We start from the raw sequence: 21,054 nt of genomic DNA on the forward strand, positions 1-21,054 counted from the left end.
AAATGCTAAGGATCAGCGCTTATTTTGTTCAATGCCTGCTAATGTGGCCGACTGTGGTATTTGTAAAATCCTCCTTGGGTCATTGGCCGGAACTGTAATCGCGGAGCCGTTAACCGCTTGGTGGGTTACAGGCAGCGCATACCGCTGCAAGTCAAACCAGCGCATGCCCTCCTGAACGAATTCCACACGTTTGAAGGACAAAATTGTGTTAATGATTCCGTCCCTGACATTGCTGGTGCCAAAAAATCGGCGAATACTCGCAGCGGTAACCGTGTGCCTGGTAGCCACATAATTGTCTACACGTTTGCTCACAAATAAATTCAGGTCCGCCAGGGACGCTGCCGTATTCCCCAAAAATGCATTGGCCTCGGCGCGGTTGAAAAGCACTTCCTCTGCCGTGAATATAGGCAACATGACATAAGGCTGCCCGATCTCCGCATTAACGGATTCTCTCACAAAATACTCGTTCAACTTTGGGATTAGATAATTGTTATCCCCTTGCGAATACAACGGATAGGACCAGCCGGGCGATTCATTGATAATATTTTCACCTGCTGAAATTTCCTGCCATTTCCGGAAATTCATTCCGAAGCGATATTGCGCAACATTTCTTCCGTAAAGCGAAGCAGTTTCAACAAGCAGCAGATTTGCATTCTGACTGGCCCTTGAATAAGTGTTGTATAATTCCTGCGGAGAAAGACTCGAATAGGTTGTGTTCCATGGTCTGAGGTTATCCGCAACGCTGCTGCCCGGAAAAACTTCATTTGCATATTGCACCACTTTGGCATAATCCCTTTTTACAAGATAGAAACGCGCGGCAAATGCGTTCGCAGCTGCGCGGTTGAAATGGTATTTTGGAATGGTGTATGAACCGTCACTGATCAGCGGTAAACCTTCGAGCAGGTCAGCTTCGATCATTTGATAAACAGAGGCAACGGTTTTTCGCTCATATTTTTTCAAAACAACCGTTTCCGGCTCAGTCACATAAGGAATGCCTGGTTCCGTATTTGGCTGCGTCGGGTCGAAGAATTTGCTGAAATAGTTGACGAGCATAAAGTGTGCATAGGCACGTGCCAACAACGCTTCACCGCGCTGGGCATTGTATTGCGAAGGGTCCGAAGACTTGCTGATAATGTCCAGGGCCTGATTGGCAACAGAGACAGCCCGGTAGCATTCAGCCCAGTACTGGTCTGGCGAATCCTGTTCATCGACCGACGCTTCCACTTCTTCAAATAGGTAGGATGCGCGGTTTGTCTTATCATCTTCTCCAACGCCTTTGTCCGCAACATTATCGCTCATGGATTCTGCAAAAACAACATAACTTCCTTGTGGATAAGCTGTTGTAAGCAACTGCGACACCTGCGCGGGCGTGCTGATCGTGGCCCGCGTGCTATCCGGTTCGGTTGACAGAAAGTCCTCGCAGCCCGACAGTATTAAAACCGGCAGAGTGAAGAGGATCTTTTTAAAAATTTTAGTCTTATTCATATTTAAAAACTTAAAATCGTCCATACTGAATGCCCAACTTCACGATTATAATGTCAGTTTGAGCGCCACTGTAAATTGCTTTTGGATCGGCTGCGCTACCCCTCCCGAATTGAAGAATTCAGGATCCTGGCCTTTTAACTTTTTATCCGCGTAAATCAACCAGGGATTAATCGACGACAACTGAATGCTAGCGCCTTTGAAACCATATTTTGAAGCGATAATCAATGGCACTTTGTAAGCCAGCGACACCGATTTCAATCTGATAAAATCTCCTTTTGCGACGCGTTCGGTAGAATAATTGTAAATGTTGTAAGGATAAGTCCCTGCGAGATACTGCTGTTCCAGCTGGTCGCTGATCGAAGGCACCTTGGTTACATCTTCATCGCCCGACATTACCCATCTGTCCAGAAATTCGCGTGGCATTGCATCCAGATCGCTGAAAGTGCTTTTATATAAAGGATTCAGACGGATTTTGTTGCCAGCCTGATAAGTCAGGAACACATTCATAGAGAGATCCTTGTAAGTCAATGTGTTGTTAAAACCTCCCGTAAATGGCGGATCAACGGGTCCTTCATATTTTAAATAGGCAACATTCTGATCTTGTAAATAGACGTCCGAACTCACTTCTCCATTTTCGTTGAGGAAAATCGGCACACCCGTTTCAGGGTTAAGCGAGTTGTATTTGATCGAAAACAAACTTCTGACAGGCTTGCCTTGCACATTCGCGCCTTCTGCCTTTACAAGGTCAAAAATTCCCGGTGTGTTATCAACATTCGTGATCCGCGTACGTGCGTAACCCACGGTCACACGCGAGCGAAAATCCCAGTCCTTATTTTTGAATAGAACACCATCCAGCGAGAAATCCACACCATAGGATTCCATATCTGCATAATTGGCAACTTTATAAATCTGTCCACCGATCCCGGACGTTTTAATCTCATCGATGAGGTCAAAGCTGTTCCTGATGTACCCGTCAACGCTCAGGTTGATGCGGTTGGCCAGAAAGCCGAGGTCCAATCCCACGTTTCCGCTATAAAGTTTTTCCCAGGTCAGCTCCGTATTTTCAAGAGACGCAAGCTGTATAGCAGACTCTTTTTCATCCCCATAAGGACGTCTTGTGATAATGCTTTGGAACAACGCTGCCGAGTTGGTAGCAGGGCCTGTATCTGCGGAAAGCCCATAACTTGCACGCAACCGCCCCATACTCAACCATTTGAACCGCTTTATAAATTCTTCCCGGTCAAAATTCCAGGAACCTGCCACTGTGTACGTCGGCAGCCAGCGGGCAATGGCCGACTTCCCAAAACCATTTGAACCGTCGTAACGCACGTAGCCCGTGAAGTTGTATTTGTCGTCCAATGTATAACCGGCGCTGCCATAAAATGCTGCGAAACGCTCGTAATCCATGCGCATGCCGTAATACTGAAAATTGGCTTCAATGGTCTGTTTTAAAATGCGGTAATCCACAAATGGCGTCCCTCCCTGCTCATACTGAAATCCATATCCCGTGTTATTGCGATTTTGCCTGTTGGAATATTTAATCTCCTGCCCTGCAAGCAAACTTACGGCGTGTCTTTCATTGAATGTCTTATTATACCGGATGTTGTTACGAATGTTGTAAAACAGCAATTGATCCTCATTGGTATTATAAAATCCGCCACTGGGCAGTACAACAACGGGATATGCGTTCGGCACATCGGGATCTGTGTAAAGATATTTGTTGGCTAATGCAATGGTGGAGTTATCCGCCGCGCGATACGCATTGGCCATATTGGAATTTTCTGTAATAATGTGCTCGCGGCCAGTTTGAATGTAGCGCAGCGCACCGATAAAATCATAAGTAATGTTATCCGTGATCTTGTAAGAAAAATCACCCTGCAACTTGATGTCCGCCAGATTCAGCTTGATCCGGTTATTTTCAAGCTCCGAAACAATGTTAAACGGCGCAAAATTTCTTCGGAAAAATTCAAGGTTCCCATTCTCGTCATACGCTGTCAGCGTCCGGCTTGTGTTGAGCGCATAGCTGAAAGGATTGATGTCGAAATCCCTGTCAAACTTCCCTTCTACAGGGTTGCTTCGGCGGCTCAGCGAGCCCGGAGCCTCCTGCCTCCTCACGGAAGCGAGCGTCAACAGGCCCAGCGTAATTTTGGGTGAAAGCTGGTAAGTGTTTTTGAAATTCAGCGTGTATCTTTTGACCTTGTCTGCAATCGTCCAGCCGTTATCGTCCAGATAACTTGTTGACACATAAGACGTAGACTTATCCGTCCCGAAGGATACACTTACTGAATGCTCTTGAATGAAATTTTGCTTGAAGAGCACATCAAACCAGTCGGTGTTCGCCCGGGCATAGCCCAGCAAGAAGTTCCGCTTTGCTTCCGGCGTGTTTGGCATGGGGAAGTTACCCTGGTCGTCACCGGTCAGCGAGTTGTAATATTTACCATAAACACCATAATCAGGCTTGGAAAGAATGTTGGAAGTGAGGTAACCCTTTCTTTCCAGCTCACCCAGGACCGACATTTGTTGTGCGGAATTCATGATGTTGAAATTCCGGTAACTTGGCGTGAGCTGCGTGCTGAAATTACCAGCATAAGTAATGACTGGTTTACCGCTTTTTCCTTTTTTGGTCGTGATCACAATCACACCATTCATGGCTCTTGCGCCGTATAAAGCCGCCGCCGCCGCGTCCTTCAAAATATCAAATGTCTCAATATCAGCCGGGTTAAGCCCCGCAACCGCCGACCCGAGCAATGTAGTCGGGTCTCCGCTAGAAAGCTGATCATTGGAGATGTTGACGATATCTTCCTGCACAACCCCGTCAATTACCCACAAAGGCTTGTTATCGCCATTCAATGAAGTAGCGCCCCGGATCCGGACTTTAGGCGCTGCGCCGAATGTTCCGGAAACGTTCTGGATGGAAACTCCGGCCGCGCGGCCTTCAAGCATCCGGCTTACATCGGGCAAGCCGTCTATTTTGACGTCATCCGTTTTTAATGTTACTGCGGAACCTGTAAATTTATTTTTATCAATTTGCTGAAAACCAGTCACAACCACATCCTGCAATCCGACTGCATCTTCCGCTAGTTCAATGGAAATGCTTCTGGCAGCTTTAACTTCCTTTGGCAAAAACCCGATCATCGTCACCACAAGCGTAGCCGCATCATTCACTCCCTGCAGCACAAACTCGCCTTTTTCGTTCGTTACCGTGCCCTTTTGGGTTCCTTTCACCCGGATCGTTGACCCGATCAGCGCTTCGCCGGTTGTGCTTTTGACAACGCCTTTTATATCAATATCAACGCTTGATACTGAATTTGAAAAAACAGAAAATGAACTGGAAAGAAAAACTAAAATAGCAAGCAAGACTGAAAGCCGACTCAGGCCACTGATCCGATAGAGAACATCCATATAGAAGAAAGTATAGGTCTAACGCAAAATTAATGGGATTCCGCCTGGACGGATTTAGTTGTTAATGATCTCAATAATACGCAGAAATACGAAACGATGTGGAGGGGAGCGCTAAACTTTTGGTTTGCAATTAATAAAACACATCGGACACAAAATTATTGTAGGGAAATAAGGCCTTTTTCGGCTATTTTTCGATTCAATTCTTTTTTTCTGTCAAAACCGAAGTGATGCGGTTTAATTCGTCCACTTTTGAGGCAAAATCTCCCTTTAACATATCGCGGACGGCTTTCAGCTGCTCCATCGCCGTTTCCAGATTATCCGGTAAAGCTTCTCCCAAAACTTCTTTGAGCCGCTTCGCCAGAGTGGGCGACATGCCGTTGGTTGAAATAGCGACTTTAAGGTTCCCTTTCCTGACTACTGACGACAAATAGAAATCGCAAATGGCTGGTGTGTCGGCAACATTGGTCAGCATATTTTTCGATCGGGCCACACTTGCGATCCTGGCATTCTCTTCCTTATCATTGGTCGCGACGATCACGAGGTCTTTTGCGGCCAGATCTGCGTCTTCAAACTTGCGTTCAATTAAACTTATCCGGGAATTTGCCTCTGCCATATCCCGTATTTCCTGGCGGATGTCCGGAGAAACGAGGGACACATTGGCCAACGGAGAATTGTCGAGCACGGCGGTGATTTTTTCTAGACCTACATATCCTCCACCTACAATAAGCGTATGCAGGTTTTCAAGTTTGAGAAAGATCGGAAACAGATTGTTCATGTATCAAATTTACATTAAATCTGAGAATTACGTGGTTATGCACTGCCATTTATAACTATTCCAACAATTACACTTTTTCTATCTCCTACTTCGCCGTACCTTTGCGCCATGATCGCGATTACGAACCTCAGTTACTTTCTTGGCGACCGGGCACTTTACGACAGTGCTTCGCTGCATATTAAGCCAAAACAAAAGATCGGCCTTATCGGTCTGAACGGCACAGGAAAGTCTACCCTCCTTAGAATGATAAACGGAGAATTCCAGCCTGACGGCGGAAATATCTCCAAAGCGGGAGACTGCACCATCGGTTTCCTGAACCAGGATTTACTCTCTTACCAAAGTGATGATTCCATTTTGTCGGTTGCTATGCAGGCTTTTGAACGGCAAAATATCTTGCAGGTTCAAATGGACAAGATCCTGTATGATATGGAACATAACTATACAGACGCACTTGTTGACAAGCTGGCGAGGGTTCAGGACGAATTTGAAGCACTGGACGGTTATACCATTCAATCTAAGGCAGAAGCCATTCTCGAAGGTTTGGGTTTTGTAACAGATGATTTACACAGACCGTTAAGATTATTTTCCGGAGGTTGGAGAATGCGGGTAATGTTAGCAAAGTTGCTTTTGCAAAAGCCGTCGTTACTCATGCTCGATGAGCCTACCAACCACTTAGACTTACCGTCCATTCAGTGGGTTGAGAAATATGTGCAGAGTTATGAAGGCGCCGTGATCGTGGTTTCTCACGACAGGCAATTTTTGGATAACACCATTGATACAACCGTTGAAGTTGCCAATGGAAAGCTGAATTACTATGCTGGAAATTACTCCTACTACATGGAGGAAAAAGAGGAACGCAATGAAATTCAGCGCGGTGCTTATGAAAACCAGCAGGCGAAAATTCGCCAAACTGAGCGTTTCATTGAGCGTTTTAAGGCCAAGGCAACCAAATCCCGCCAGGTTCAAAGCCGGGTAAAGGCATTGGACAAAATGGATGTTGTGGATCAGGTTATTGATGAAAATGCAAAAGTCCACTTCCGCTTTCAATTTACGACGCAGCCAGGAAGGCACGTCTTCCAATTGGAGGATGCGTCCAAAGCTTATGGCGAAAAGGTCATTCTCGACAGCACCAACATCAGCATGGAGCGCGGCGACAAAATCGCGTTAATCGGTGCAAACGGACGCGGAAAATCAACAGTGCTTCGCGTTGTGGCTGGAACGGAGCCTATTGAAGGAAAAAGAAGGTTGGGTCACAATGTTTCTTTCACATTCTACGCACAGCATCAGCTGGAATCGCTGAATGTGAACCATAACCTGATTGAAGAGCTTAAATATGCGAATTCCAACAAAACCGAAACAGAGTTAAGGACCGTTTTGGGATGCTTTCTATTCACCGGGGATGACGTTTTCAAGAAGATCAAAGTCCTTTCCGGAGGAGAAAAATCGCGGGTTGCGCTTGCCAAAGTTCTGCTTTCACAAGCCAACTTCCTGCTGCTCGATGAGCCTACCAACCACTTGGACATGCAGTCGGTGAACATTCTAATCCAGGCTTTACAGCAATACGAAGGTAGTTACATTGTTGTTTCCCACGATAGATATTTTGTTGAAAACATTGCTAATAAGATCTGGTATATTGAAGATCACGAGATCAAGCAATATCCGGGAACATATCAGGAATATGAAGTGTGGGTTGAAGAGCGTGGTTTGCAATCTGCGGTGAGCGATAAAGCAACTGTCAGCAGCGCACCGCCGCAAAAAGCTTCTCAGCAACCTCCTTCCAATGGCAATGCACAGAAAAACAATGGAAAATCAGTCTCAAACGAAGATTCTCAAAAAATAAAGAAAGCGCAGAAACAGATTGAGGAATTGGAAGCGACTATTAATAACCTGGAAATAAAGAAAACAGAAACAGAAGTGAAGCTCGCGGATCCCAAGATTTACAATGATTCAAAAGCACTCGCTGATTTGAACCGTTTTTATGCTGACATTAAACAGAAGCTGGACGATAGCACGGAGACTTGGGAGAATCTGATGCTGGAAGTGGATGTGCTGGCTGGGAAGTAAGAACTTATCAATGCAGAAAGGGAAATCGTTTGATTTCCCTTTTTTTATATTGCCTTCGGCTTGATTAAGCCACTGGTCCGTGCATAAATATCGCGTAACTTCAATTGAAAATTGCAGGCAGATATTGTAATATGGTCATCAATATTCTCAGTTTCTGATTCTAATATCCAACTTCCATTGTCATTTTTCCGAAAAATCTCAACATTAATCGACTGAGAGTCAATTAGAATGTATTCCAATAATGTCGGAATAGATCTGTAAAGGTGGAATTTGTCACCTCTATCATAAGCGCTGGTTGTCCTAGATAGCACTTCGATAATAATGGTGGGATTAACCAATATTTCTTTGTCCTGATCTGTAAACTCAAGCCTTCCACACGCAACAAGGAAATCAGGATAGGCGTAAAGCCCATTCTCAGGGATATGCAGCCGCATGTCGCTTGAGAAACTCTGGCAGGATTTATCTTTTAAATAGCCGCCAATCTCAACGGACAGGTTTTCCGTAATTCGGTTGTGATTTGAACCGGCTCCTGCCATGGCGAATATCTCTCCGCGATAGTATTCGCTTTTATACTCTGCCTTCCGCTCCAGTTCGAGATATTCTTTTTCTGAATACATTTTGATAGTTTGTGCGATCATGTTGGATGATGTAAGTTAAAAAATAGTTGCTAGCGTGCAAAACACGTTCGCTTATTCAGACGTACATTACATGAAAAGTCGCAGGAATATTTAAAGGATTTATTATGAGGCCAATTTCGCTTTTTTTGTGGTTAATGTTGATGTACGGGAATGCCACTGCGCAATCGCAGAACATCCGGCTGGAAGATTACATATATAATGATAAGATAAAGACCGTTTTACTTTATCCCGCACTCGAAGATCCTGAGAGCCCCACGCGCCTGCTCACACCTGCCGTAAAACCCCTGACAAGCCCTGCCCCGCTGGTTCTGGAGTTTGATGACCTTACTGGTCAGTTTGAAGGTTATCGTGCGAAAATCATCCATTGTAACGCCGATTGGACCAAATCCAACCTGAACGACATTGAATTTACATTCGAGTTCAATGAATATCCGATCAATGATTATCAGCAATCATTCAGCACCAAGGTTCCTTATTTCCATTATAAGCTGGAATTGCCGAAGCTCAAAATTTCAGGCAACTACGTGATTTATGTTTATTCTGATCGCGATAGGAAACCTGTTCTGAGCAGGAGATTCATGCTTTACGAGTCACGGGTGAGCATTGACGCGAAAGCACGCTTTTCGCAAGGAATTCAGCAGCAGTTTTCCGACCAGCAGATCGATTTCTCGGTTAATTATAAAGGTTATCCGCTGAATGCGCCGCAAACAGATTTGAAAGTCGTGCTCAGAAAAAACTTTCGGTTTGACGAGATCAGGGCGAACTTCAAACCGACGAATGTCAGGCCGTTTGATCAGATTTTGGAATACACATTCTTTGACCTGGAAAACACATTCCCCGGCGGAAATGAATTTCGTTACTTCGATAGCAGAAGCCTGACCGGCAGAGGTTATGGCGTGAATGAGATCGAGCGCTCCGATGAATTTACACGGCTTATGCTTTTTCCCGACAAATCCCGTAATAATAATGCCTACATACAGATCGATGACTTTAATGGTCAATACATTGTAGATCAGCGGGAATCTGGTCGCGGGAGCATCGAAGCGGATTATACGCCCGTGCTGTTCTCATTACGAACAGAACAGGATCCGGATGCGGCATTTTACGTTAACGGCGCCTTCAACCTCTGGCAACTGACGAATACCAACAAAATGACCTACAATGTCGCTACCAATGCCTACGAAGTGGAAATGATGGTAAAACAGGGTGTTATTAACTACAACTATGCGATGTTGAGAAACGGCGAAAAGAAAGCGGATGAAGGATTTATTGAAGGCAATTATGGCGCGACAGAAAATGATTATGACATCCTCATCTATCATCGCCCACAGGCGGGAAGGGCTGATCTGCTGATTGGTTATCGCACCGTTGAATGGAACCGCAGACGATAAAAGTCATAAAAAAGGAGCGACCGAATGGCCGCTCCGCAATCTCTCAAAAATGCACTTTATACATTAAAACGGAAGTGCATAATGTCTCCATCCGCAACTACATATTCTTTTCCTTCAACAGCCATCTTACCTACTTCTTTCACACCAGCCTCTGTTTTATATTGCTCATAATCAGCAATTTTTATCACTTCCGCGCGGATAAAACCTTTTTCAAAATCACTGTGAATCACGCCTGCTGCTTGTGGCGCTTTCCAGCCCTTCACAATGGTCCAGGCCTTTACTTCTTTAACGCCGGCTGTGAAATATGTGATCAGATTTAGCAGCGAATACGATGCTCTGATCAGCTTGCTCAAACCCGACTCTTTCAGTCCATATTCACCAAGGAACATTTCATGCTCTTCCGGATCTTCGATCTCAGAAATCTGTGACTCAATAGCAGCGCAAAGTACAATCACGTCCGCTCCTTCGTGTTTCACTGCTTCACGCAATTTTTCAGAATATTCATTGCCTGTGAGCATCGAACCTTCGTCCACGTTAGCAACATATAGAACCGGTTTTGCCGTCAGCAATTGCAGATCGCCAATCACTGCTTCCTTCGTTTCTTCATCAATCACCACGCTGCGGGCATTTTTGCCTTCTTCTAGCGTTGCTTTATATTTTTTCAACCATTCCAGTTCTGATTTTGCTTTCGCATCACCGGCACGCGCACCCTTTTCTGTTTTCTGGATTTTCTTGTCAACAGATTCGAGATCTTTCATCTGTAATTCAATGTCGATGATCTCTTTATCAAAAACAGGATCTACGCGTCCTTCCACGTGCACCACATTTTCGTCCTGAAAACATCTTACGACATGCACAATGGCGTCAACTTCCCGGATGTTGGCAAGAAATTTATTTCCAAGACCCGCTCCCTGGCTCGCGCCTTTCACAAGCCCGGCAATGTCAACGAATTCTATAATTGTCGGTATAACTTTCTGAGGACTAACCAGTTTTGTCAAAATATCCAGCCGTTCGTCGGGCACGGTTACCACGCCTACGTTGGGCTCGATTGTACAGAATGGATAATTGGCAGCTTCGGCTTTACCGGTTGAAATGGCATTAAAAAGAGTGGATTTCCCTACGTTCGGCAATCCCACGATCCCACATTGAAGACTCATGTTATATTTTATGCAGTTAAAAGCAGGTAGTTTTCAATGCAACAGTGCAAAGAACTCCTGTCTGCCAGATGATAATTTTTGCAAAATTACCACTTAGCGAGTAGAAAAACCAAAAGCCTTCGTAATTGATTGCGAAGGCTTTTTCATTCTTTCAATTTTTTTAATCCCACTTAAGGTCCGACTCACCAACTACGTCCACCTCATCGGCTTTGGCTTCGAACTGAGAAAAGTCAACTTCCGGCATCAACTCTGTTTTCACGTGATCCACGGCATCCTTCAAAGCATCAACGAACTTATCAAAATCCTCTTTGTATAAAAACATCTTGTGCTTTTCATACGTGAACCCGTCTCCCTGTGGATGACGACGGCTTTCTGTGATGGTAAGATAATAATCGTTGGATCGCGTCGAGCGAACATCGAAGAAGTAAGTCCTTTTTCCTGCCCTGACCCTTTTGGAGTAGATTTGCTCTCTGTCTTCCACTATGTTAAGTTTTAAATAGGTTTTCAAACGCTAAAATATAAAGTTTATTGCTGCTAACAAAAAAACGGGCACATATTAGCAATTTGTTAGTATTGACTAGCACAATTTTCATGCGGCTTATCACTTTAGCATTTGAAATTGCTCTTTTCTAAAAAGTTTTTCTTAGCTTTGAAATTCGTGGGTTTCCGATTTTTTGGGAACTACCAAATAAACAGTAAGAAATAAGGAGTTTTACCTTATTATGTTTCACCTAAAACCAGAGATATGACTTATAATCGTATTCTGATTCTCGTCCTGTTAGCATTCGCTTCCGCACCGGCAACTTTCGCACAAGTTAAGCTGGGCAAAACTGAAACCGGTCACGCATCTTATTATGCAAGCCGGTTCAACGGCAAGAAAACCTCCTTCGGAGAAGTGCATAAAAGCACAGAATTGTCAGCAGCTCACCGAAGCTTCCCGCTTAACACGATGCTCGAAGTAACGAATCTGGATAACGATGAAAAAGTGATAGTTAGAGTGAACGATCGCGGTCCCTATGCGAAAAACAGGCTGGTCGATCTGAGCAATGAGGCCGCCAGATTACTTGGGATCATTGCAAAAGGCGTTGCGAATGTTTCGATCCGCGTAGTAGGAATGGAAGGAATGGTCCTCCTCGACCCCAATGAACAAATTGACGCCAAATCCGGAAAAGTAGTTGCTATGCGCGACGATAGATAACGTAATTTCAGAATGAACAGCCGACAACTTGATCTAGCAAAAGTAAGGGAGTTCGGCAATCTGGAATTTCTGGCAAAGCAATTGGTTGAAGGTTTTATCACTGGCCTGCACAAATCCCCATTTCACGGGTTTTCAGTTGAATTTGCTGAACATCAGCTTTATAATACAGGAGAATCTACGCGTAACATTGATTGGAAGGTCTATGCCAAAACAGACCGGCTTTATGTAAAGCGCTACGAAGAAGAGACTAATCTCCGTTGTCATTTATTGCTGGACACTTCCTCGTCCATGTATTATCCGGAGGAAGGTTTTGGTAAAATGACTTTTAGCGTCATGGCAGCTGCAAGCCTTACCTATCTCCTGCAAAGGCAAAAAGACGCAGTTAGTCTTTGCACATTTTCAGAAAACATTGAAATTCAGACGGCTGTAAAGTCCACGCCTTCGCATGTGCATAAGATTATCCTGGAATTGGACAATGTGCTGCAAAGCACCCGGCCGCTACTCAAAACTTCCGTCGCCAGCGTCCTGCACCAAATAGCTGAAAAGATACATAAGCGCTCACTTGTTGTGATTTTCAGCGATATGTTCGATAATCTGGAAGAAGCCGACAAGATTTTTTCCGCATTACAGCATTTGCGTCACAACCTGCATGAAGTGCTTCTTTTCCATGTTACCGACCGCAACACCGAAGAATTGTTCGCGTTTGAAAATCGGCCCTACGAATTTATTGATCTGGAATCGGGTGAAAGGATCAAAGTCCAGCCCGATCAGGTGAGAGATTCTTACAAGGAATTTGTCGGCGATTTTTATCAAAAACTTAAACTGAAATGTGGCCAGTACAAGATCGATTTTATTGAAGCTGATATTGCAAAAGGCTTCGATCCCATCCTCATGGCCTATTTAGTAAAACACTCGAAAATGAGGTAATTTTTTCAGAAATTTGATCGCAGATCCCACCCCTTCCGCGCGTCAGTCATATGAAAAAATACTTTACTCACTTCTCCTATTTCGCCGTCCTACTCCTTCTGCTATTTGCTTGTAAATCAGCTGAAAAGTCTCTAAAAAAAGGCAATTTCGATGATTCGGTCATTCGTGCAGCTGATAAACTGAAGAGTAATCCTGGCCATACCGCTTCCATTGATATACTCAAACAGGCGTATCCGTTAGCGCTGGAACAGCATCTAAACGACATTAAGCAAAATAAAGAGTCAGAAGACCTTTTCAGATGGGAGGCGGAGCTGCAATCCTACGAAAAACTCAACCGGCTTTTTCTCGTTTTAGACCAATGCGGCTCTTGCGCGAAGGTGGTCGATGCGAAACGTTTTGCACAGGAAGAGAAAATGGCAAGGCACAATGCTGCGAACGTCCGTTACAAGGAAGCGCAAACATTGCTGGCAATTGGCGATCGGGAAAGTGCCCGAAAGGCATACGAGCATTTCGAAGTGGTCAATAACATTCTGCCCAACTTCAATGATGTTCGAGAACGGCTGGATCTGGCCTATGAAATCGCTTCTTTCAAAGTGGTTGTAGAACAGGTGCTTGTCACTTCCAGGACCTATCAGTTAAGCAATGAATATTTTCAGGAACGTGTCAATGAATATTTGCAGACCAACAAGCGGCTCAACAAATTTGTGCGATTTTATATGCCTGAGGAAGCCGCTAATCTCAAAATACAACCAGATCACATTATCAAGCTTCAATTTGACGACTTTGTTGTAGGAAATACACTCGTCGAGAAAAATACGAAAGTTGTGATCAGCAAAGACAGTGTAAAAGTGGGTGAAAAACAGGTGGGAAGATCCAAAACGCCTATTTATGACAAGGTCACAGCCAAATTTACCCAAAACCGTAAAACCGTGCTTTCCGCAGGATTGCTGGATATGCAGATCATGGATTTTAAGACCAAACGTGTGGTGACGCAGGAAAAATTTAATGGCGAATACAACTGGATGTGCGAATGGGCGCATTTCAATGGCGACGAACGCGCGCTGACTGCGGCCCAGCTTAGGCAGTGCAAAAGCCAGGAATTGCTGCCTCCCGCACCCCAACAACTGTTTATTGAATTTAGCAAACCCATTTATGAACGCCTTACCAGCAAGTTGCAAACCTATTATGCCAAATACTGATAAAGCGTGTTCAAAGCGAGCATGTTATGTGTTAAGAAATAGGGACATAAAGAGCTCATCCAGGCTTGCAACAGAGATGACCTCAATTCTGAATTTCTTCAAATCCAAGCCTCTGCTGTTATATTTCGAAATGTAAACTTTTTTGAAACCCAACTTTTCCGCCTCAAAAATCCTGTTTTCTATCCTGTTCACAGCTCTTACTTCGCCCCCAAGCCCCACTTCCGCGGCAAAACAGACCGATGGCGGGATAAATTTGTCTTCATAAGACGAAACAATGGAGGCAATGACGGCCAGGTCAATGGCAGGATCTTCCACTTTTAATCCACCGGCCACATTCAAAAATACATCCTGAACACCTAATCGAAATCCGCCTCGCTTTTCCAGAACGGCCAGCAACATTTGAAGTCGCTTTCCATCAAAACCGGTGCTACTGCGCTGCGGTGTCCCATAATTGGCAACACTCACAAGCGATTGTATTTCAATCAACAACGGCCTGTTTCCTTCCATCATGGAGCCTATGGCAATGCCGCTTACAGGTTCGTCACGTTGGGAAATGAGGATTTCGGACGGGTTACTAACTTGCCGCAAACCGGAACCATGCATTTCGTAAATACCCAGTTCTGATGTGCTTCCAAAGCGGTTTTTTACGGTCCTGAGAATGCGATAGGTGTTATGACGGTCTCCCTCAAATTGCAAAACCGTGTCCACCATATGTTCCAGCACTTTCGGACCTGCCAGCGAACCGTCTTTGGTAATGTGCCCGATCAGAAAAACGGGAACGCCCATTTCCTTGGCATATTTCATGAATTCAGCCGTACATTCCCTCACCTGCGACACGCTGCCTGCACCCGACTCAATGTAAGTCGATTGCATGGTTTGGATCGAATCAATAATCAGGATTTCGGGTTGGAAGTCTTCAATTTGCCGGAAGATATTTTGGGTATGCGTTTCGGTAAGGATAAAGCAGTTGTCGCTCTTGGAATCCATCCGTTCCGCCCGCATCTTAATCTGCTGATCGGATTCTTCTCCCGAAACGTAAAGAACTTTTTTATTGGAGAGCGTAAGCGCAATTTGCAGCATCAATGTAGACTTCCCGATGCCTGGCTCTCCACCGATTAAAACCAGCGAACCCTGCACAATTCCGCCTCCCAGCACCCGATTGAGCTCTCCATCGAATGTGGTGATCCTGGGCTCATTCTGATATTCTATTTGGGCAATTGCTCGCGGCCTGCTGGCCAGATTAACGCCTTTCCAGGCAACCGCCGTCTTTTTATCTTCTTTTTCAATAACTTCCTGAACAAAAGTATTCCATTCTCCGCACGAGGGGCACCGACCCACCCATTTGGGTGAATTATACCCACATTCCTGACAAAAATAGGCTGTCTTGGCTTTGGCCATAAGTAGAAAAGTAATATTTATATATGCTTAGATATTAACACGATTTAGCCAATAATTATCCAAATATTCGTACGTTTCGGCCACAAAATCAAAAAAAATATAGGTTGGGTATAGTTTTTTATTTTTTGGCGTTATTAACCGGTTTTACTTAAAAAATTATATTATCCATGAACATCCTGACAAAAGTTGCTTGTATTTGTTTGTTATGCCTGATGGCCATAACATCGGCGCAAGCACAGAAAAAAGGTTTTGCGTTCGGTATTAAGGGTGGCGTGAACTTATCACGCCTGACAATGGGAGATGTTTTTACGACGAGATACGATGCAACGGGAAACCCATACTTGGGATACGATGGTAAAGAAGTGAAAGACAATTTGAAACAAAGCTTTGATACAAGAACAGGGGCAGTTGGCGGGATATATGCAAGATTCGGCCGCACATTGTTTATTCAGCCGGAAGTTTTGGTTTCTACCAAAGGGGGATCATTTGAAATAATCAAGAATCACCTTGAAACTCCCGTAAGAGAAACGGTAAACGTAAAATACAGCAACATTGACGTGCCTTTGCTAATTGGTTTTAAAGGAGGTCCATTACGGATTCTGGCCGGACCAGTTACTTCTTTCAGAATCGGTGATAACCAGCGGCTGAGAGACGCTTTCGAACATTATACTTCGGATCTTAATAATGCAATGTCTGAGGCGACATTCGGATATCAGATCGGAGCTGGTCTGGATATCGGCAGTTTTAGCCTTGATGTGAGAAGGGAAGGCTCCTTTACCAATCTTGCTTCGTTCCAGGTGAATGGACAAACGGTTGGAAGCGGAAATGAAACTGTGAAACAAAAGATAAAATCCTGGCAGGTAACACTAGGCTTGAAGATATTTTAATGATGAATGAGTGAATAAATGTTGATCCAGAATATTCACTCATCGCACCGGCGCCCCGGTCAATCATTCAATCATTCAATCTTTATATTTTCCCCCATAAAACAAAACAAGCAGCCTTCGATCTGAGCGATGGCTGCTGTTTTTATGAATAACCCACTAATTTAATTCACCAAAAATCCTTATGCGGAAATGCGCAGATTGGTATGATCAAGCATTCCGGTGATTTCTTTGATTTTCCTGCGTGAGACCACCACTTCTTTGCCACAAGACAATTTCAGCATGCGGTCATCTTCAAGGCGTTCCACAACGTAATCCGAATTAACAAGATAGGATTTGTGAACACGCATGAAATTTGGATTTAACTGACCGGCCAAAGATTTCAAGGTTTTGGAAACCAGATACTTTTTGCCAGTGTTCGTATATATGAATGTGTAATTGCCTTCTCCCTCAAGAAAAGTAATTACCTCAGGAGCCAAATATATGGTCCGTCCCATAGATTGCACGGAGATCGAAGAAGCGCTGCCATTGATTGATTTTCCTGACAGGTTGGGGTGTGTAAAGCTTGAAAAGTTTTTCATGGTAATAGAGACTAATGTTGTTTTGTTTTCTTGAATCAAAATTAGCATATAGCGTATATACTGGAAATACGTAAAAGTACGTACACGAATATAATCGCCTGAAAATCAAAATATTAACATTGGCTTAAAATCCAAAAGGCGTAAGTAAACTTAGTAAAATGCGTAATTCTACTTACTCCCGAAATTTGCCTGAAATTTCAGATTAGCTGAATTGATATTATTCGCGCCGACCGATGCATACCAGGAGGCCGAACTTTAATTATCTTTGCACCTATTTTGGTGTGGATCCTGATGCATACCGGCCTCCAATCATTAGATAACAACAATAGTTTATGGTTACTGAACGCGTTAAAGAGTTAATTTCGGAAATTGAACAAATCACAGTGGACAGTAAAGACCAGCTGGAAGCTTTCCGCCTCAGATATATCAGTAAAAAAGGCATAGTTACCGAACTGTTCGAAGGTTTAAAAAACATTCCTCAGGAAGACCGCCGAGCGGTGGGCCAGGAGCTGAACACACTTAAAAATCTTGCTCAAAACCGTTTTCAGGAATTTAATGCGTCCATAGAAAGCGCAGCGGATAGTAATCCCGAGATGGTCATTGACCTCACATTGCCGGTTATTCCCAATCAGCAGGGGAGCCTGCATCCGCTGACTATCGTGAGAAGGCGGATCATTGAGATTTTCGAGCGAATGGGTTTCAATGTTTCCTATGGACCCGAAATTGAAAAAGACTGGTATAATTTCAGCGCTTTGAACTTTGCCGACAACCATCCGGCCCGCGAAATGCAGGATACGTTCTTTATTTCAAAAAGTGAGGGCGAAGTGAAAGATGATGTGCTGCTGCGTACGCACACTTCTAATGTGCAGGTCAGACTGATGGAACGCCAAAAACCGCCGATCAGGTCTATTATGCCTGGCCGCGTTTTCCGAAATGAGGCAATTTCCGCCCGTGCGCACTGTGTTTTTCACCAGGTCGAAGGTTTATATGTAGATCGGAATGTGAGTTTCAAAGATTTGAAGGACACATTATATCACTTTGCCAAAGAAATGTTTGGTAAAGAATCCAAAATCCGTCTGCGCCCCTCCTATTTTCCTTTCACAGAGCCAAGCGCGGAAATTGACGTGACCTGTTTCATTTGCAAGGGAAAGGGTTGCAACATTTGCAAATATTCAGGCTGGGTTGAAATAGCAGGATCTGGAATGGTTGACCCTAATGTGCTTACCAACTGCGGCATAGACAGCGAAGAATATACAGGCTTTGCTTTCGGGATGGGAATCGAGCGGATTACCATGTTGCGTTATGGAATCAATGACCTCCGCCTGTTTACAGAAAATGATGTCCGGTTTTTAAGGCAGTTTGAAGGCGCCTGATTCAGATATATATTAAAATAAAAAGCTCAAAGTTTGCAGACATTGCGTCGTCTGAACTTTGAGCTTTTTATTTTCCAGTATTTTTATTGAAACCGCGTCTCTAAATAGTAAGGAAGCATCCGTTTCCAAACCCACCAGTCGTGCGGCATATCCGGCCCCCAAATGTCCAGCTCATGCGGAACATTCTTGGAAGTAAGGATCGATGAAATAGCTCTCGAATATTCAGGAACCTCGTAAGCGCCCGAGCCCGTCACGAAATGAATATGACGGCTGTCGCGATACATGGAAAGATGCCATTCGGCTTTCAATTGCGGCAAGTAATGCACCGGCGAATTGAAATACACATTGTCGTCGTAATAGCCGTCCGTGTAAACGCTCAGGTCGTAACATCCGCTCATGGCAATAATCCCATGAATGTAATCGGGATGCTTGAAGAACAGATTTGCTGCATGCATGGCGCCAAATGACGCTCCCGCGGCAATAATTTCGTTATTCTGACTTGAAGTGTCCTTGATAAACGGGATAACTTCTTTAATCACGTAGTCATTGAACAACTGGTGCCGCACCGCTTTGTCGTAACCATGCATATGCGGGTTCAGCCAGCTCTCTGCATTGATACTATTAATACAATATACTTTTACTTTCCCTGCATTGATATAAGGCGCAATGCTCTCTATTAATCCATTTTGTTCGTACTCTAAATAATCCGAGGCTGCTGTTGGAATCATTAACAAGGCTATTCCATAATGTCCGTAGACCGCAATATCCATATTCTTATTCAGTGCCGGACTATACCAACCGGTTACTTCACGTTGCATTGCTTTATCATTTAAGTTGCTTTATATATTGATAAAAAATCAGGCAGTCAATAAATCTGGTTTAAAAGAATTTAATAAACCATTATCATCAACAGCCTGCCAGCAACTGTTAATGATATATTAATACAGAACCCAGGTATCCTTGCCCCCTCCGCCTTGTGACGAATTAACGACCAAAGAACCTTTACGAAGCGCTACACGCGTGAGCCCACCCGGAATCACGCTGATATCGTCCCCGTATAATATGTACGGGCGCAGATCCACATGCCTGCCTTCCGCGTGTCCTTCCACCATACAAGGCACCCGCGAAAGCGAAATTGTAGGCTGTGCAATGTAGTTCCTCGGGTTGTCGCGGATTTTTTCCCTGAACAATTCGTGTTCTTCCGCAGTCGCTTTTGGTCCGATTAACATGCCATAGCCACCTGCTTCATTGGCTTCTTTTACAACGAGTTCGGCGATATTTTCAATGACATAATCAAAATCCTCCTGCTCGCCGCAGATGTATGTTTTCACGTTTGGAATAATGGCTTCCTCCCCTAAATAGTACTTGATAATCCGCGGCACATATGCATATACAACCTTATCATCGGCCACGCCGGTTCCCGGAGCATTCGCTAATGCAACACGACCCTTCTTATAAACCTCAAAAATGCCAGGAATTCCGATCAAAGAATCAGGATTAAATGCTTCCGGATCCATGAAAGTGTCGTCTATCCTGCGATAGATCACGTCTACAATTTGGAGCCCGTTTGTAGTCCGCATTTTTACATATCCATCCGAAACGACCAGATCCCGCGCATCCACAAGCTCGACGCCCATTTGCTGCGCCAGATAAGAATGTTCGAAATAAGCGGAATTATAAATGCCTGGCGTCAGGACAGCAACAGTTGGATTCGGGCGATCCGCCAAATGCTGCAACATTTGCAGCAGCCGTGTCGGGTAGTCAGAAACAGGCCTCACGCCGGTTCTGGCGAGCACATCCGGAAAGATCTGTTTAGACAGCTCTCTGTTTTCAAGCATATAAGACACGCCGGACGGGCAGCGCAGGTTGTCTTCCAAAACCATAAATGTGCCGTCATCGCCTTTAATTAAATCGGTCCCGGTAATGTGGCACCAGATTCCCTTAGGCGGTTTCAATCCAAGACAAGGTTTTAAAAAGCATTTGCTGGACTCGATCAATTCTCGTGGCACAACGCCGTCGTTCAGGATATTCTGCTCATTGTAAACATCATCGATAAACATGTTTAATGCCTTGATACGCTGTTTAAGGCCGGTTTCGAGCCATTCCCACTCGGCATTGGAAAGCACGCGCGGGATAATATCTATGGGCATGATCCGCTCGGTGCCCTCGCCTTCAGAATACACATTGAATGTGATCCCCATGGAAAGCAATGCACGTTCGGTGGCCAGCTGGCGGTTTGTAAGGTCGTCGTGTGTGAGGTTTTCAAATTTGTTCTTTAAATGTTCGTACCCCGGCCGTATCTCTCCATCTGCGGTGAACATTTCATCGAAGAAATTTTCGCTTTGATAATTAGAAAATGAAAAATTCATACAATACAAAATTTGAATAAGTATATATCAGTTATTTACAAAACAATATATGGTCAATGTTTTGATTTACAAATAAAATGGACCGATAAATACCAGGTAAGGCTAAATATTAAAATCATACCGTTCGTTTAATGCAAACATTATTTATCCATTCGGTCAAACTCGGTTGGAAGTCCGTGCAGTTAGGCTTTTCTTTGCAAGGATTTAGCCCCG

The 21,054-nt window shown here is 44.3% G+C and carries 17 protein-coding genes; 7 read left to right on the forward strand and 10 right to left on the reverse strand.

What is annotated here, in order from left to right; all coding sequences use genetic code 11:
• Positions 1 to 12: 12 nt before the first annotated feature.
• The 3 genes from NFI81_RS14465 to NFI81_RS14475 form a co-directional block, all read right to left on the reverse strand.
• Positions 13 to 1,485, reverse strand: a complete 1,473-nt coding sequence (locus NFI81_RS14465; RefSeq protein WP_234611745.1) for a RagB/SusD family nutrient uptake outer membrane protein — start codon at positions 1,483 to 1,485, stop codon at positions 13 to 15.
• Between the two features lie 45 nt (positions 1,486 to 1,530).
• Entirely contained in the window at positions 1,531 to 4,887 is a 3,357-nt protein-coding gene (locus NFI81_RS14470) for a SusC/RagA family TonB-linked outer membrane protein (RefSeq protein ID WP_234611744.1), read from the reverse strand.
• Between the two features lie 196 nt (positions 4,888 to 5,083).
• Positions 5,084 to 5,662 carry a precorrin-2 dehydrogenase/sirohydrochlorin ferrochelatase family protein gene (locus tag NFI81_RS14475; protein ID WP_234611743.1) on the reverse strand — a complete coding sequence of 193 codons (579 nt, stop codon included), beginning with the start codon at positions 5,660 to 5,662 and terminating at the stop codon, positions 5,084 to 5,086.
• A gap of 108 nt (positions 5,663 to 5,770) precedes the next feature.
• On the opposite strand from NFI81_RS14475, the gene NFI81_RS14480 reads away from it, so the two are divergent.
• Entirely contained in the window at positions 5,771 to 7,726 is a 1,956-nt protein-coding gene (locus NFI81_RS14480) for an ABC-F family ATP-binding cassette domain-containing protein (protein WP_234611742.1), read from the forward strand.
• A 44-nt stretch (positions 7,727 to 7,770) separates the two neighbouring features.
• Here NFI81_RS14480 and NFI81_RS14485 read toward each other — a convergent pair whose 3' ends face one another.
• The gene (locus NFI81_RS14485) at positions 7,771 to 8,364 is read right to left on the reverse strand and encodes a Uma2 family endonuclease (protein ID WP_234611741.1); all 594 of its coding nucleotides are present in this window, start codon (positions 8,362 to 8,364) and stop codon (positions 7,771 to 7,773) included.
• Between the two features lie 104 nt (positions 8,365 to 8,468).
• Between NFI81_RS14485 and NFI81_RS14490 the strand changes: the two genes are divergently transcribed.
• A complete protein-coding gene (locus NFI81_RS14490) occupies positions 8,469 to 9,755 on the forward strand; it encodes a type IX secretion system plug protein (protein WP_234611740.1) in 1,287 nt (428 codons plus the stop codon).
• Between the two features lie 56 nt (positions 9,756 to 9,811).
• Here NFI81_RS14490 and ychF read toward each other — a convergent pair whose 3' ends face one another.
• A complete protein-coding gene (ychF, locus tag NFI81_RS14495) occupies positions 9,812 to 10,912 on the reverse strand; it encodes a redox-regulated ATPase YchF (protein WP_234611739.1) in 1,101 nt (366 codons plus the stop codon).
• Between the two features lie 160 nt (positions 10,913 to 11,072).
• Positions 11,073 to 11,420: a DUF3276 family protein gene (locus NFI81_RS14500; RefSeq protein WP_082213641.1), complete on the reverse strand. Its 348-nt coding sequence runs from the start codon at positions 11,418 to 11,420 to the stop codon at positions 11,073 to 11,075.
• Between the two features lie 237 nt (positions 11,421 to 11,657).
• Here NFI81_RS14500 and NFI81_RS14505 point away from each other — a divergent pair, with 237 nt between their 5' ends.
• The 3 genes from NFI81_RS14505 to NFI81_RS14515 are packed head-to-tail and all read left to right on the forward strand — an operon-like array spanning position 11,658 to position 14,236.
• Entirely contained in the window at positions 11,658 to 12,110 is a 453-nt protein-coding gene (locus NFI81_RS14505; RefSeq protein ID WP_234611738.1) for a septal ring lytic transglycosylase RlpA family protein, read from the forward strand.
• A gap of 12 nt (positions 12,111 to 12,122) precedes the next feature.
• Complete coding sequence (locus NFI81_RS14510) at positions 12,123 to 13,037, forward strand: DUF58 domain-containing protein (RefSeq protein ID WP_234611737.1); 915 nt, start codon at positions 12,123 to 12,125, stop codon at positions 13,035 to 13,037.
• 50 nt (positions 13,038 to 13,087) lie between these two features.
• Positions 13,088 to 14,236 carry a hypothetical protein gene (locus NFI81_RS14515; protein ID WP_234611736.1) on the forward strand — a complete coding sequence of 383 codons (1,149 nt, stop codon included), beginning with the start codon at positions 13,088 to 13,090 and terminating at the stop codon, positions 14,234 to 14,236.
• A gap of 24 nt (positions 14,237 to 14,260) precedes the next feature.
• Here NFI81_RS14515 and radA read toward each other — a convergent pair whose 3' ends face one another.
• Positions 14,261 to 15,634 carry a DNA repair protein RadA gene (radA, locus tag NFI81_RS14520; protein ID WP_234611735.1) on the reverse strand — a complete coding sequence of 458 codons (1,374 nt, stop codon included), beginning with the start codon at positions 15,632 to 15,634 and terminating at the stop codon, positions 14,261 to 14,263.
• Positions 15,635 to 15,801: 167 nt separating this feature from the next.
• Here radA and NFI81_RS14525 point away from each other — a divergent pair, with 167 nt between their 5' ends.
• Positions 15,802 to 16,521 (forward strand): porin family protein, encoded by a 720-nt coding sequence (locus NFI81_RS14525; RefSeq protein WP_234611734.1) that lies wholly within the window; start codon positions 15,802 to 15,804, stop codon positions 16,519 to 16,521.
• Positions 16,522 to 16,700: 179 nt separating this feature from the next.
• Here the strand turns inward: NFI81_RS14525 and NFI81_RS14530 are convergent, their stop codons facing one another.
• Positions 16,701 to 17,099, reverse strand: a complete 399-nt coding sequence (locus NFI81_RS14530) for a LytR/AlgR family response regulator transcription factor (protein WP_234611733.1) — start codon at positions 17,097 to 17,099, stop codon at positions 16,701 to 16,703.
• A 332-nt stretch (positions 17,100 to 17,431) separates the two neighbouring features.
• Between NFI81_RS14530 and pheS the strand changes: the two genes are divergently transcribed.
• Positions 17,432 to 18,472 carry a phenylalanine--tRNA ligase subunit alpha gene (gene pheS, locus NFI81_RS14535; protein ID WP_234611732.1) on the forward strand — a complete coding sequence of 347 codons (1,041 nt, stop codon included), beginning with the start codon at positions 17,432 to 17,434 and terminating at the stop codon, positions 18,470 to 18,472.
• Between the two features lie 83 nt (positions 18,473 to 18,555).
• Here pheS and NFI81_RS14540 read toward each other — a convergent pair whose 3' ends face one another.
• Both NFI81_RS14540 and NFI81_RS14545 read right to left on the reverse strand, forming a co-directional pair.
• Entirely contained in the window at positions 18,556 to 19,290 is a 735-nt protein-coding gene (locus tag NFI81_RS14540) for an esterase family protein (RefSeq protein ID WP_234611731.1), read from the reverse strand.
• A 120-nt stretch (positions 19,291 to 19,410) separates the two neighbouring features.
• Positions 19,411 to 20,841, reverse strand: coding sequence for a circularly permuted type 2 ATP-grasp protein (locus tag NFI81_RS14545; protein WP_234611730.1), 1,431 nt, complete (start codon positions 20,839 to 20,841; stop codon positions 19,411 to 19,413).
• Positions 20,842 to 21,054: the final 213 nt, after the last annotated feature.

The organism is Dyadobacter fanqingshengii (genome assembly GCF_023822005.2).
In the GTDB taxonomy this organism is placed as follows: Bacteria; Bacteroidota; Bacteroidia; order Cytophagales; family Spirosomataceae; genus Dyadobacter; species Dyadobacter fanqingshengii.

Excerpts from the sequence above, each read along its gene's own strand:
- NFI81_RS14475 (WP_234611743.1), bottom strand. The coding sequence starts at position 5,662 with ATGAACAATCTGTTTCCGATCTTTCTCAAACTTGAAAACCTGCATACG.
- NFI81_RS14525 (WP_234611734.1), top strand. The coding sequence starts at position 15,802 with ATGAACATCCTGACAAAAGTTGCTTGTATTTGTTTGTTATGCCTGATG.
- NFI81_RS14505 (WP_234611738.1), top strand. The coding sequence starts at position 11,658 with ATGACTTATAATCGTATTCTGATTCTCGTCCTGTTAGCATTCGCTTCC.
- NFI81_RS14485 (WP_234611741.1), bottom strand. The coding sequence starts at position 8,364 with ATGATCGCACAAACTATCAAAATGTATTCAGAAAAAGAATATCTCGAA.
- pheS (WP_234611732.1), top strand. The coding sequence starts at position 17,432 with ATGGTTACTGAACGCGTTAAAGAGTTAATTTCGGAAATTGAACAAATC.
- NFI81_RS14490 (WP_234611740.1), top strand. The coding sequence starts at position 8,469 with ATGAGGCCAATTTCGCTTTTTTTGTGGTTAATGTTGATGTACGGGAAT.
- NFI81_RS14480 (WP_234611742.1), top strand. The coding sequence starts at position 5,771 with ATGATCGCGATTACGAACCTCAGTTACTTTCTTGGCGACCGGGCACTT.
- NFI81_RS14545 (WP_234611730.1), bottom strand. The coding sequence starts at position 20,841 with ATGAATTTTTCATTTTCTAATTATCAAAGCGAAAATTTCTTCGATGAA.
- radA (WP_234611735.1), bottom strand. The coding sequence starts at position 15,634 with ATGGCCAAAGCCAAGACAGCCTATTTTTGTCAGGAATGTGGGTATAAT.
- NFI81_RS14540 (WP_234611731.1), bottom strand. The coding sequence starts at position 19,290 with ATGCAACGTGAAGTAACCGGTTGGTATAGTCCGGCACTGAATAAGAAT.
- NFI81_RS14530 (WP_234611733.1), bottom strand. The coding sequence starts at position 17,099 with ATGAAAAACTTTTCAAGCTTTACACACCCCAACCTGTCAGGAAAATCA.
- NFI81_RS14515 (WP_234611736.1), top strand. The coding sequence starts at position 13,088 with ATGAAAAAATACTTTACTCACTTCTCCTATTTCGCCGTCCTACTCCTT.
- ychF (WP_234611739.1), bottom strand. The coding sequence starts at position 10,912 with ATGAGTCTTCAATGTGGGATCGTGGGATTGCCGAACGTAGGGAAATCC.
- NFI81_RS14465 (WP_234611745.1), bottom strand. The coding sequence starts at position 1,485 with ATGAATAAGACTAAAATTTTTAAAAAGATCCTCTTCACTCTGCCGGTT.
- NFI81_RS14470 (WP_234611744.1), bottom strand. The coding sequence starts at position 4,887 with ATGGATGTTCTCTATCGGATCAGTGGCCTGAGTCGGCTTTCAGTCTTG.
- NFI81_RS14510 (WP_234611737.1), top strand. The coding sequence starts at position 12,123 with ATGAACAGCCGACAACTTGATCTAGCAAAAGTAAGGGAGTTCGGCAAT.